General features: G+C 71.9%; 10 protein-coding genes and 2 pseudogenes. 7 read left to right on the top strand and 5 right to left on the bottom strand.

Going from position 1 to position 12,440, the window contains the following annotated elements:
• Nucleotides 1–238 precede the first annotated feature (238 nt).
• Both ACF08F_RS06890 and ACF08F_RS06885 read right to left on the bottom strand, forming a co-directional pair.
• Nucleotides 239–466, bottom strand: a pseudogene (locus tag ACF08F_RS06890) (transposase); the annotation flags it as partial.
• A 273-nt stretch (nucleotides 467–739) separates the two neighbouring features.
• Complete coding sequence (locus tag ACF08F_RS06885; protein WP_392297437.1) at nucleotides 740–2,116, bottom strand: FAD-binding oxidoreductase; 1,377 nt, start codon at nucleotides 2,114–2,116, stop codon at nucleotides 740–742.
• Nucleotides 2,117–2,920: 804 nt separating this feature from the next.
• On the opposite strand from ACF08F_RS06885, the gene ACF08F_RS06880 reads away from it, so the two are divergent.
• From ACF08F_RS06880 to ACF08F_RS06860, 5 genes are all read left to right on the top strand, one after another.
• On the top strand, nucleotides 2,921–4,099 hold the full coding sequence (locus ACF08F_RS06880) for an ROK family transcriptional regulator (RefSeq protein WP_392297436.1): 1,179 nt from the start codon (nucleotides 2,921–2,923) through the stop codon (nucleotides 4,097–4,099).
• 591 nt (nucleotides 4,100–4,690) lie between these two features.
• Nucleotides 4,691–5,641 (top strand): TauD/TfdA dioxygenase family protein, encoded by a 951-nt coding sequence (locus ACF08F_RS06875; protein ID WP_392297435.1) that lies wholly within the window; start codon nucleotides 4,691–4,693, stop codon nucleotides 5,639–5,641.
• Between the two features lie 243 nt (nucleotides 5,642–5,884).
• The gene (locus tag ACF08F_RS06870) at nucleotides 5,885–6,847 is read left to right on the top strand and encodes an ABC transporter substrate-binding protein (RefSeq protein WP_392297434.1); all 963 of its coding nucleotides are present in this window, start codon (nucleotides 5,885–5,887) and stop codon (nucleotides 6,845–6,847) included.
• 90 nt (nucleotides 6,848–6,937) lie between these two features.
• On the top strand, nucleotides 6,938–8,068 hold the full coding sequence (locus ACF08F_RS06865) for an LLM class flavin-dependent oxidoreductase (protein ID WP_392297433.1): 1,131 nt from the start codon (nucleotides 6,938–6,940) through the stop codon (nucleotides 8,066–8,068).
• Nucleotides 8,065–8,568: a flavin reductase family protein gene (locus tag ACF08F_RS06860; protein WP_392297432.1), complete on the top strand. Its 504-nt coding sequence runs from the start codon at nucleotides 8,065–8,067 to the stop codon at nucleotides 8,566–8,568. The genes ACF08F_RS06865 and ACF08F_RS06860 overlap by 4 nt, the downstream gene beginning before the upstream one ends.
• A gap of 144 nt (nucleotides 8,569–8,712) precedes the next feature.
• Here ACF08F_RS06860 and ACF08F_RS06855 read toward each other — a convergent pair.
• Nucleotides 8,713–8,859 (bottom strand): annotated as a pseudogene (locus ACF08F_RS06855) (LLM class flavin-dependent oxidoreductase); the annotation flags it as partial.
• A gap of 38 nt (nucleotides 8,860–8,897) precedes the next feature.
• Here ACF08F_RS06855 and ACF08F_RS06850 point away from each other — a divergent pair.
• Nucleotides 8,898–9,218 carry an aldo/keto reductase gene (locus ACF08F_RS06850; protein ID WP_392297754.1) on the top strand — a complete coding sequence of 107 codons (321 nt, stop codon included), beginning with the start codon at nucleotides 8,898–8,900 and terminating at the stop codon, nucleotides 9,216–9,218.
• 135 nt (nucleotides 9,219–9,353) lie between these two features.
• On the opposite strand, the gene katG is transcribed toward ACF08F_RS06850, so the two are convergent.
• Entirely contained in the window at nucleotides 9,354–11,549 is a 2,196-nt protein-coding gene (gene katG, locus ACF08F_RS06845; RefSeq protein ID WP_392297431.1) for a catalase/peroxidase HPI, read from the bottom strand.
• Nucleotides 11,550–11,907: 358 nt separating this feature from the next.
• Between katG and ACF08F_RS06840 the strand changes: the two genes are divergently transcribed.
• Entirely contained in the window at nucleotides 11,908–12,336 is a 429-nt protein-coding gene (locus tag ACF08F_RS06840; RefSeq protein WP_392297430.1) for a Fur family transcriptional regulator, read from the top strand.
• Nucleotides 12,337–12,369: 33 nt separating this feature from the next.
• On the opposite strand, the gene ACF08F_RS06835 is transcribed toward ACF08F_RS06840, so the two are convergent.
• Nucleotides 12,370–12,423, bottom strand: a complete 54-nt coding sequence (locus ACF08F_RS06835) for a hypothetical protein (protein WP_392297753.1) — start codon at nucleotides 12,421–12,423, stop codon at nucleotides 12,370–12,372.
• Nucleotides 12,424–12,440: the final 17 nt, after the last annotated feature.

Raw genomic sequence — 12,440 nt, 5'->3', positions numbered from 1 at the left:
CTTGGACTTGAACAGAGTGCGCAGCACTGCGGACTCTGTTCGAAGACGGCTCCCTGCCTGCTTTGTACAGGTCAAGGGCGGCCCCGACTTTACACCGACACCCCCGTCCGATGTTGGTGAGGAACATCGCTCCGGTCAGGCGAGATGGCTCCCTACCTGGGGTTTCGCGTAGTCACCGACTGGCTCACGGAACACGGCCCCTCTCGGCCATCAGCCGGTCGACGCTGCCAGACGGCGAGGATCCGTGAAGGACGCCTCGGCGGGCGATGACCGGTTTGATGCCCAGGGCCCAGACGAGACGGCGGTATTTGTCGTGGTCGTAGCCGCGGTCGGTCGGCAGGGTGGCCTGTCGTCGCCTGGGCCGGCCGACCAGGCCGGCGACGGACGGGATCTTCGCGAGCAGGGGCATCAGCTGGGTGACGTCGTTACGGTTTCCGCCGGTCAGCGACACAGCAAGGCCCTGGCCTCAGCAAGCACGGACCGATGTGACCCGCGGTCGAAGAGGTTCCTTGCATACGGAGGGCCCCGGGCGACGCCTCGTTTCTGGTCTCCGCCCCCGCCATCACCACCTCATCGCCGGACAGCGGATCACAGCCGTCATCGGCGCCGTCGCCGTCCTGGCCCAAGCCGCGACCGCGATGGTGCGTGGCAGCGTGACGGGCTCGTCACGCACATCGCTCGGCCCGGCATCGAGTCCGGCGAACGCAGAGGCTCGCGACACCCCCGTGTGAGGCACCCGCTAAGGCCTGATGTTCTGGTTCAGGTGGAAGAGGTTCCCCGGGTCGTACGTGCGCTTGACCTCGACGAGGCGATCGTAGTTTCCCTTGTAGTTGGCACGGATGCGGCCCTGGTCGTCGTCCGCCATGAAGTTGACGTAGCCGCCCTCCTCCGAGTGCGGGGCGGTGGCCTCGTAGTAGTCGCGGACCCAGGCGGTGTTGGCCTCGTTGTCGGCGGGGTCCGGCCACATGCCCGCGATGACGGTGGCGAAGGAGGCGTCCCGGTAGGCGAAGGCCGTCGCATCCGGGGCGACCCGGTGGCAGGCGCCGTTGATCGGGTAGATGTGGACCGTCGAGTTCACGGCGGGCAGGCGCGGGCCGTGCACCAGGTGCGCCTCGATCGCGGCGTCGCTCAGCTCCGTCACGAAGTTGGCCTTCCAGTAGTGCTGGAGACCGGGCGGCACGAGCGCGTCGAAGGCGCTGTTGAGTGCCGGGTACGGCATGACGCCGACGTGCTCCGCGACCACCGGGGCAAAGTCGTGGAAGGGCTGGAGCGCCCGCTCGCCCTCCTCCGGCGGACCCGCCCAGCACGACACGATCAGGACGAAGGGCTCGCCGTGCCGGTCTTCGGGGATGAACGGCAGCGGCGGGGCGATCTGGAAGGCCGGGAACCCGCCGAGCTGCTCCGGCGCGTCGGCGATGAAGTCCCGGAAGGAGCGCAGGACCGTGCCGGCGCTGTCCAGTTCGAAGAGGATCGGTCCGCCGTAGATGTCCTTGACGGGGCTGAGCCGGAATTCGAGGGAGGTCACCGCGCCGAAATTGCCCCCACCGCCGCGCAGCGCCCAGAAGAGGTCCTCGTGCTCCTGCTCACTCGCCACGACGAGCCGGCCGTCCGCGGTCACCACGTCGGCCGAGACCAGGTTGTCGCAGCTCAGGCCCAGTCCGCGGTCGAGGTAACCGATGCCACCGCCCAGAGTGAGGCCGCCGACGCCCGTGGTGGAGATGATCCCGCCGGTCGTCGCCAGGCCGAAGGCATGGGTGGCCGCGTTGAAGTCGCCCCAGGTCGCGCCGCCTTCGGCACGCGCCGTCCCGCGCACGGGGTCGACGCGGACGCCGCGCATTGCGGACAGGTCGGCGACCACGCCGTCGTCACAGGTGCCGAAGCCGGGCACGCTGTGCCCGCCGCCGCGGACCGCCAGGTCGAGCCCGTTCTCCCGGGCGAAGTCGACGGCCGCCATGACGTCACCCGCGTTGACGCAACGGACGACAGCGGCCGGCCGTCTGTCGATCATGGCGTTGTACACCTTGCGGGCCTCGTCGTAGGCCTCGTCCCCGGGCGTGACGACCCCGCCGCGCACCCGTTGGCGCAGCTGGTCCACAGTGAGGTTACCCATGGCCATCGCTCCTCTTGCCCTGGCTCGGAAGACTGGTGCCTGTGGCAGCGGCGCGGCGTCCAACGGTGGAACTTCCCGCGAGCCCCGAGGCCGCCTGCCCATGGACAGGGCCTAGATTCACGCTACGCCGATGGGATGAAGCGTCAACAGGAACCCCTCGAGCGACCTGGGGAAGAGACGTTGCCCAGGGCCGATTCCCAGCTGACGGTGCTTGCGACACGGGTGCATCGCCCCGGACGGTCCGGGACAGGGCCGGCCTGTCGCCGGAGCCATCGTGGAGGGCAGGGTCCCAGCTCGCCTGACTGCGACGGGCTCCCCGCAGGCCGCCACTGCTTCGCATACTCCTCGACCGTCAGCTGACCCAGTTCACGGCGGGCAGCCGCCACGGACGGTGCTGTGGTCTTCTTCTCCGCATAGAGCTGGGTGAGGCGGTCGAGCGCGCCGTCCTGCGTGGCATATCCGGATTCCTCGCACTGCCTGCCGAGCGCGTCGCGGAATCGGGTCGAATCCTCCGGGGACGTACGGCGGCTCCTGCCGGCCGGACGCCGATGTTCCGGCGCCAGCCCGGCACGTGCCGGGAGCGCTTCGCAGAACCGTCATTGCCCCTTAACGCCGGATCGTTGACCGGTCCCCTCGCGCTTGCGAGCATCGGGGCATGACGTCGTCGAGCTGTCCCCCGCACCCCTAGGTCCTGTCGTCACACTCCCGTCGTCCGCCCGGAGGGCGGGCCCTGCGGCGGCAGGTGCGTGCTCTCGGTTGCCCGGGGCCGCCGTGCCACCGTACGACCGACTCCCGGACCGAGGAATCCCGATGCGACCAGCGCTCATCGCGACGCCGGGCGGAAAGCCCGCCGCCGACCAGCCCGACGCCGCCGTCCTGCGGGCCATCCTGCGCGAAGGCCCGCTGGCCCGCACCGCGATCATCCGGGAGACGGGCCTGAGCGCGGCCGTCGTGTCACGGCACGCGGCCGAACTGCTCGCGATGGGACTGGTCTGGGAGCCGCCCGAGCCGGACCGGGCGCCTCGGCCCGGACGCCCCCGCATCCCGCTGGACATCGAGACCGCGCACCACGTCGCGGCGGGCGTGCACATCGCCGTCCCGCGGCCCACGTTCTCGCTCACGGACCTGCGCGGCAACGTCATCGCGTACGAGCACGTGCCACGGCAGCCGCAGCACGGGGCGGTCCTCCAGGACGTCGCCGCACGACTGCCCGGCTTCCTGCGCAGACATCTCGGCGGGCGCTCCGTCCTCGGCCTCGGCGTGGCCACCGGCGGCTGGGTCGATCCCGACGCCGGGGTCCTGGTCGAGAACTCCGCGCTCGGCTGGCGCGACATCCCGCTACGGCACGCACTGCAGCGCGCGGTGGGACTGCCGGTCCATGTGGAAGGCCACGCACGGGCGCTGGCCCAGGCCGAGCTGCTGTTCGGCGCGAACCGCGGCGGCGACCTGGTGCACCTCTTCGTCGGCAACGCCGTGGACGCGGCGATCGCCACCGGCGGCGTCCTGCTGCAGGGCCGGCGGTACGGCGCCGGCGGCATCGCCCACCTGCCCGTACCGGGGTCGGCGGAGCCGTGCCCCTGCGGCCGCACCGGCTGCCTCCAGGTCACCGTCTCCGACCGTGCCGTCGCGCGGCGCGCCGTCGCCGAGGGCGTCATCCCGCACCCCGACCTGCGGCTGCTCGTGCGTGCCGCCCGCGCGGGCGACGTCCGGGCGCTCGACCTGTGCCGCACCCGCCTGCGGCTGATCGCGCACGCGGTGCGGCCGCTGCTCGATCTGATCCGCCCGGACGACCTGGTGCTGACCGAGTTCGCCACCCTCCGTCTGCCGCGGCTGCTCGACGAGCTGACCCGCGAGCTGGCGAGCGGCGGCGACCAGGTGCGGACCGGTTCCTTCGGCTCGGACACGCTCGCGGTGGCGGCGACCGCGCCGGTGCTCGCGGCCGTCTACCAGGACCCGTTGGGGCTGCGTACCAGCGGCGGCGCCCGATGAGCGGGGCGGGGCGGGGCGGGAGGGTTTTCTTCCGCGCCGACAGAAACCATTGCCCGTACCGGCACGGGAGCAGCACACTCTTCCCATGGACGCACAGCAGAAGGCCACGATCCGGGCAGCCGCAGACCGGCACCCCGTGAACGCCTTCCGCGCGCACCACTTTGCCGGACTGGGCTGTCGCTGTCGCTGCCGCACCCACTGACCGGCTCTCCGCCGGCGCGTACCGCCGCGCCGGGGCACTGGGCACCGACCCCGGCGTGCGTCTCCGCTGAACTCCCATCCTCATCAGACGCGTTCACCAGCTGAAGGACGGCCGGAGCGCAGCTGAGCACCGATCGGAGTCTGCCTCGGGGACCAGGCCGAAGCTCTGGCCTAAGCACGGCTGAGCACCGACCGGAGCTCTGGCCGTAGTGCCGGACGGAGCACCGGCGCCGGCCTCCTTCCCGGCCTCGCCGCCTCAACGGGCCGGGAGCCCTGCACCCCCATGAGCCCGCGCCGCCGGGCGACGCCGCGCGCCCCGACACCGTCCCGGCACGCCCTGTCGCCTTCCTCACCCGCCCTCGTTTCGTCATGCCCGAAAGGACTCGCCCCATGAGCACGCTCACCGTCCGTCCCGTCGCCGGTCACATCGGCGCCGACATCGACGGCGTGGACCTCGCCGGCCCGCTGGCCGTCGAGACCGTCGACGAGATCAAGCAGGCCCTCCACCGTCACAAGGGCGTCTTCTTCCGGGGGCAGCGGCTCGACCACGCCTCGCAGATCGCCTTCGCCCACCACTTCGGCGAGCTCACCTATGCCCACCCGCACGACGACGCCCCGCCGGAGGACCACCCGGAGATCTTCACCATCGACCCGCGCCGCTTCGAGGAGCGCTACGGGAAGAACTTCCGGGAGGAGTACCGCAAGCGCCAGTACAGCTACTTCGACGGCTGGCACACCGACGTCACCGCCGCGGTGAACCCGCCCGCCGGGTCCATCCTGCGTGCCGAGACGGTCCCGGAGTTCGGCGGCGACACCCAGTGGACCAACCTCGTCGCCGCGTACGAGGGGCTGTCCGCCCCCGTCAGGGCGTTCGTGGACACGCTGCGCGCCGAGCACCGGTACGGCGGGGCCCGGCCGGTCGGCGAGGACGGCGCGTACGCCCGCCGGATCAGCGACAACCTGCTCGTGTCCGTACACCCCGTGGTGCGGGTGCACCCGGAGACCGGGGAGCGCGCGCTGTTCGTCAACCCCGGGTTCACCAGCCACATCGTGGGCGTCACCGCCGCGGAGAGCCGGCGGATCCTGGACCTGCTGTACGCCGAGATCACCCGGCCCGAGTACACGGTGCGCTTCCGCTGGGAGGCGGGGCACGTGGCGTTCTGGGACAACCGGGCCACCGCACACCTCGCCCCGCGCGACCTGGAGCACCTCGACGTCGAGCGCCGGCTGCACCGGGGCACGCTGATCGGCGAGGTCCCCGTCGGACCGGACGGGCGCCCGTCCGAGTCGGTCGCCGGGCGCCCGTTCACCGCGGACCACCGGGTCGCCGCCGCCTCCTGACACCCGACCGGGGCCGCCGACGACCGCGCCGCGCTTTCCGCCGCTTTCCGCCGCCGACGCCGGCGGCCCCGCCGCCCCCTCGCTCCGACCTTCGGTCCACCCCGTTGGCCCCCCCGCCGGCCCCTCGCTCCGTCCTTCGGTCCACCCCGCCGGCCCCCACCGGCCCCCACCGGCCCTCCGCTCCCGGCCTCGTCCCTCATCCCCCGGCCCCTCCCTCGCCGACACGTGAAAGGCCCCATAGCCATGTCCCTGCACACCCCAAGACCCCTGAACCGCCGGGGATTCCTCGCCCTGGGCGGCGGCGCGCTGCTGGCCCTCGCGGGCTGCGCCTCCTCCGACCAGGCCGGCTCCACGCAGCTCGGCGCGCTGCCGACCGTCGCGCCCGACAAGAAGACCGTCCTCCGGCTCGGAACGGCCACGACGCAGGCGCAGCTCGCCGCCGAACCCTCGCTCGGTCCGCTGCCGTTCTCCGTCGAGTGGGTCCGGCTCAATGGCGGCCCCGAGACCATCCAGGGCTTCCGTGCGGGCGCGGTGGACCTGGCGAGCAACGCCGGGATGCCGCCGATCCAGGCGCACGACATCGGCTTCGACGCCAAGATCGTCGCCATCGCGCACAACACCGCGGTCACCTACATCCCCACCACCCGGCCGGGCAGCGACATCCGGACGGCGAAGGACGTCGTCGGCAAGCGGATCGCCTTCTCCCAGGGCCAGGCGCAGGGCGTCACGATCCTCAAGTGGCTGAACGAGAACGGCATCTCCCACAAGGACGTGACCCTGGTGCCGCTGCCCAGCGCCCAGTTCCTGACCGCTCTCCAGGGCGACCAGGTCGACCTCGCCCCGTTGACCGAGCCGTCGCTGACGAAGTACCTGAAGCAGTACGAGAAGGACGGCGCGCGCACCCTGCCCACCGACGTCCAGGACCTCCTGAACCTGCTGTGGGCGCCCACGTCGGTGCTCGCCGACGAGCGCAAGGCGGCGGCGATCCGGGCGTTCATCCCGATCTGGGTCCGGGGCGACAACTGGTCCTGGGAGAACTCCGATCAGTGGGTCGAGTCGTACTACGTCAAGGATCAGGGCGTCTCCCGCGAGGCCGGCGAACGGATCGTCAAGGCCCGGAGCAAGCCGCTGTACCCGCCGAACTGGACTCCTCGATCGCCTGGGAGCAGTCGATCGCCGATCTCATGTCCGGCGCCGGCTTCGTGAAGAAGTTCGACGTCGGCGCACTGTTCGACCGGCGGTTCGAGAAGGTCGCGGCGTAGGCCGCGCCCGCCGAGTACCGAGGGCAAGCCTGAGATGGGCGAACACCTCTGGTACATCCCGAACACAGTCGAGCCCGGGCATCGCGGCGACGACACCGTCGAGGGCTGGGACACCCTGGACCACTCGACGGAGCTGGCCCGCGCCGTCGAGGACCACGGCTGGTCCGGGGCGCTCCTCGGCACCGGCTGGGGCCGTCCGGACACCTTCACCGTCGCGGCCTCCCTCGCCGCCCGTACGACGACGTTCAAACCGCTCATCGCGGTCCGGCCCGGCTACTGGCACCCGGCGAACTTCGCCTCCGCCGCGGCCACCCTCGACCGGCTCAGCGCAGGCAGGGTCCTGGTCAACATCGTCAGCGGCCTCGACGACGCCGCGTCCTACGGCGACGGCGAGTTCGACCCGGCCCGCCGCTACGAGCGCACCCTGGAGTTCCTCCAGCTGGTGCGCCGCCTGTGGAACGACGAGGAGGTGACGTTCCGGGGCGAGCACTACCGGGTGGAGAACTCCACGGTCCGGCCGCGTCCCTGGCGCGCCGAGGAGGGCCGGCACCCCCGGCTGTACTTCGGCGGCGCGAGCCCGGCCGCCGAGCGGGTCGCCGCGCAGGAGGCCGACGTCCAGCTGTTCTGGGGCGAGCCGCTGGACGGCGTCGCCGAGCGCATCGACCGGCTGCGGACGCTGTCCGACGAGGTCGGGCGCGGACACCGGCCGCTGGAGTTCGGGCTGCGCGTGACGACCCTCGTGCGGGACACCACCGAGGAGGCGTGGCGGGCGGCGGAGGAGAAGGTCGCCCGCATGGCGCGGCAGGACCCGCGCGCCCAGGAGGCGTTCCGGCGCGGCACGGCCGTCGGCCAGCGGCGGCTGCTCGACCTGGCGGACCGGGGCGACGTCCTGGACAGCTGCCTCTACACGGCCCCCGGCCGCCACGGGGGCGGCGGCGCCGGTACGACCTGGCTGGTCGGCTCCGCGCGGGAGGTCGCCGACGCGCTGCACCGGTACCGCGAGCTCGGCGTGACCCACTTCGTGCTGTCGGACACCCCGTACCGGCAGGAGATCGCCCGCGTCGGCGACGCCCTGCTCCCGCTCCTGACGGAGCCGGCCGCGTCCCCCGCCGGATCAGCCGTGCGGCCGCTGTCCCCCGCCCACTCCTCGGAGGCTCCCGCATGACCGCCGTCCTGCACGACACCACCTCCCTGCGCGCCGTGTACGGCACGTTCCCCACCGGCGTCACGGCGATCGCCGCCCTGGTCGACGGCAGGCCGGCCGGGCTGGCCGCGAGCTCGTTCACGACCGTCTCCCTCGCGCCGCCGCTGGTCTCCGTCTGCATGGCGCGCACCTCCGGCACCTGGCCGGTGCTGCGCCGCGCCGGCCGCCTGGGCGTCAGCGTGCTCGGCGCGGACCAGGGGGCGCTGTGCCGGCGGCTCGCCGGTCCCGCCGACGAGCGTTTCGCCGGGGGCTCGTGGCAGGCGGACGAGGACTGCGCGGTGCTGCTGGACGACGCCGCCGCCTGGTTCACCTGCTCGGTCGACGACGAGATCCGAGCCGGTGATCACGACATCGTCGTCCTGCGCGTCCACGACCTGCGCCTCGACCGGGACGTGGACCCCCTCGTCTTCCACGCCAGTTCGTTCCGCTCCCTCCTCCCCCGACCCCAGGAGCCTCGATGAACCTCGACCTGACCTCCCGAACGGGCGGTGGCACGGCCACCGTGACCGGCGGGCCGGAGAAGGCACCGCCGTCCTCGGCACCCCCGCCCTCCACACCGCCGACGGACACGACGGCACCGGACACGGCGGCGGCCGCCGGTCTGTGTTCCATCCGGCCCGCCCGCCGGAGACGTGGTCCAGGGAGGCGAACCGGCGGGCCAGGTTGTACGGCTCGTTGTACGACGTCGAGGCGGTCGCGATCAGACCGATGTGCTCGGTCGCCCCGGCGAGAGCCGTCAGCAGCACCGTCGGAGTCGAGCCGGGCGGCCCGCCAGCCGGGCCGCTTCGAGATCGGCAGCGCGGAGAACGCGGTCAAGCTGGAGGCGGTCGAGGCGCTCGCGGTCCTGGCCGGGCAGTCGGGCCTCACCCTGATCGAGCTGGCCCTGGGCTTCGTCCTCGCACACCCGGCGGTCACCGCCCCGATCATCGGCCCGCGCACCCTGGAGCAGCTGGAGTCCCAGCTCGGCGCGGCCGACAGGCCCCTGCCGGCGGACGTCCTGGACGAGATCGACAAGATCGTTCCCCCGGGCACCACCCTGTCGTCCCGGGACGCGGGCTACGCCCCGCCGTCCCTGCGCGAGCCGACGGTCCGCCGCCGTCCCCTCGGCTGACGGGACGGACCAGGGCGGGTCCCGGCCCGCCGACGGCCCGCCGAAGCCGATCCGGGGGCCGCGGCGCTCACCGCGGCCCCCGGGAGCGAGTCGACGTCCGGTGGTCATCCGGTCGTCGTCGGCGGGGGTGTCGCGTCAGGCGAGGTCGAACCGGTCGAGGTTCATGACCTTGTCCCAGGCCGCGACGAAGTCACGGACGAACTTCTCCTGCGCGTCCTTGGCCGCGTAGACCTCCGAGACGGCCCGCAGCTGGGAGTTCGAGCCGAAGACCAGGTCCACGGCAGTGGCGGTCCACTTCGGTTCGCCGCCCTCCACGCCGGCGTCGCGCCCCTCGAACACGTTCTCGTCCGTGGCCGACGCCTTCCACTGCGTACCCATGTCGAGCAGGTTGACGAAGAAGTCGTTGGTCAGGGTCTCCGGCCGGTCGGTGAACACACCGTGCGCGGACCCCTTGAAGCCGGTGCCGAGGGCGCGCATACCGCCGACCAGCACCGTCATCTCGGGCGCCGTCAGGTTCAGCATGCAGGCACGGTCCAGCAGCAGCGTCTCCGGCGGCAGCTTCTCACCCGTCGGCAGGTAGTTGCGGAACCCGTCGGCCCGCGGTTCCAGCACGGCGAACGACTCCACATCCGTCTGTTCCTGCGTCGCGTCCGTGCGTCCCGGCGCGAACGGGACCGTGATGTCGTGCCCGGCGTTCTTCGCGGCCTGCTCGACCGCCGCGCAGCCGCCCAGGACGATCAGGTCCGCGAGCGAGATCTTGGTCCCGCCGCTCTGGGAACCGTTGAAGTCCTGCTGGATCCCTTCGAGGGTCCGGACGGTCTCGGCCACCTCGGGAAGGGCGTTGACCTCCCAGTCCTTCTGCGGCGCGAGCCGGATCCGGGCGCCGTTCGCACCGCCCCGCTTGTCGGTGCCGCGGAAGCTGGCCGCCGACGCCCAGGCCGTGGCGGCCAGTTGGGAAACGGTCGGCCCGGAGGAGAGGATCCGGCTCTTGAGGGCGGCGACGTCCCCGTCCGACACCAGCTCGTGGTCGACCGGCGGCACCGGGTCCTGCCACAGCTGCGGCTCGGGGGTCCACGGGCCGAGATAGCGCGAGACCGGGCCCATGTCCCGGTGCAGCAGCTTGTACCAGGCCCTGGCGAACGCGTCGGCGAGCTTGTCCGGGTTCTCGTGGAAGCTCTTCGAGATCGGGGCGTAGACGGGATCCAGCTTCAACGCGAGGTCCGTCGTCAGCATCATCGGGGCGTGCCGCTTGCCGGGATCGTGCGCGTCCGGCACCGTGCCCTGCGCCGCGGGGTCCTTGGGGGTCCACTGCTGCGCCCCGGCCGGGCTCGTCGTCAGCTCCCATTCGTAGGCGAACAGGTTGTCCAGGTACCCGTTGTCCCACTTCGTCGGCTCGCTCGTCCACGCGCCCTCGAGCCCGCTGGTGATCGTGTCGACGCCCTTGCCGCTGCCGAACGAGTTGTGCCAGCCGAGGCCCTGCTGCTCCAGCGGGCCGGCCTCCGGTTCCGGACCGACGTACTCGGGGTCCACCGCGCCGTGGCACTTGCCGAAGGTGTGACCGCCGACGATGAGCGCGACCGTCTCCTCGTCGTTCATCGCCATGCGCCCGAACGTCTCGCGAATGTCGCGGGCGGCGGCGAGGGGATCCGGATTTCCGTTGGGCCCCTCGGGATTGACGTAGATCAGACCCATCTGCACCGCACCGAAAGGACCGGTGAGTTCCCGGTCACCGCTGTAGCGCTCGTCTCCGAGCCAGGTGTCCTCGGGACCCCAGAAGACCTCCTCCGGCTCCCAGATGTCCTCCCGGCCGAAGCCGAATCCGAACGTCTTGAACCCCATCGACTCCATGGCGCAGTTGCCGGCGAAGACCAGAAGGTCGGCCCAGGAGATCTTCGGCCCGTACTTCTGCTTCACCGGCCAGAGCAGCCGCCGCGCCTTGTCCAGACTCGCGTTGTCCGGCCAGCTGTTGAGAGGGGCGAAGCGCTGCGCGCCGGAACCGCCGCCGCCGCGGCCGTCGGCGATGCGGTACGTTCCCGCCGCGTGCCAGCTCATCCGGATGAAGAGCGGCCCGTAGTGGCCGTAGTCGGCGGGCCACCAGTCCTGCGATGTCGTCATCACCTCGAAGACGTCGCGCTTGAGCGCGTCGACGTCCAGGGTCGCGAACTCTTCCGCGTAGTCGAAGTCCGCGCCCATCGGATTGGCCTGGGGCGAGTTCTGGTGGAGAACCTGGAGTTCCAACTGGTTCGGCCACCAGTCCCGGTTCGTCCTGGGACGAGAGGGCGCGGGGGTGGGGGAGGGAATTGCGGGGTTCTCGCTTTCGCTGCCGGACACGTCCGTCCTTCTTCCTGTCTCAGTGCTTCCGTATGGCTGCTCGCTCTTGACGGCGTCCGTATGGTCGCGCACCGCGGACCGCCCGGCGGAGAGAACACGCAGGGCTTCGCCGGCCGAGAAACTTTCCCCCTCGGGCCGGGCGGGAAAGGTCGGGAACGGGAAAGATCGTACGATCATCGATATCGCTCCCGCCGGTGGGGAAAAGCCCGGCGCGTATCCCTGCCGGGTACTCTGCAGTTCCCTTATCGGCCCCGTACCCGGTTCCGCCGAATCGCTTGCCCCACCGAACCGCTTGTCCTACCGAATCGCTTGTCCTACCGAATCTTCTGTCCGGCCGAGCCCGAACTGGTGAACCAAGATGAGTGACCTGCTGGAGCGGTTGCGGGGGCGCGGTTGGCGTATGACGTCCCAGCGGCGTGTCGTCGCGGAGGTCCTCGACGGCGAGCACGTGCACCTCACCGCCGACGAGGTCCACGCCCGCGCGGCCCGGCGCCTGCCCGAGATCTCCCGGGCCAGTGTCTACAACACCCTGGGCGAGCTGGTCGCGCTCGGCGAGGTCGCGGAACTCTCCGCGCACGGGCGGGCCAAACGCTACGACCCGAACGCGCACCGCCCCCACCAGCACCTCGTGTGCTCCGGCTGCGGCCTCATCCGCGACGTCCACCCGGTCGGCGACCCGCTGGCCGGCCTGCCCGCGCAGGAGCGTTTCGGCTTCGCGGTGTCCGACGTCGAGATCGTCTACCGCGGGCTGTGCCCCTCCTGCACGGCGGGTCCGCCGCCGGGGTGACTCCGTCGGGATGCCGGAGGGGTCACGGATGCCTCACCGGGTGCACCGACTGAAGTACAGCGCTCCGTGACTGACCCTGGGAAACAACTCCCGCAGCCGGGGAT

The sequence above is a fragment of the Streptomyces sp. NPDC015130 genome, assembly GCF_043080005.1.
Lineage (GTDB): Bacteria > Actinomycetota > Actinomycetes > Streptomycetales > Streptomycetaceae > Streptomyces.
This window is presented reverse-complemented; position numbering and strand designations above follow the sequence as displayed.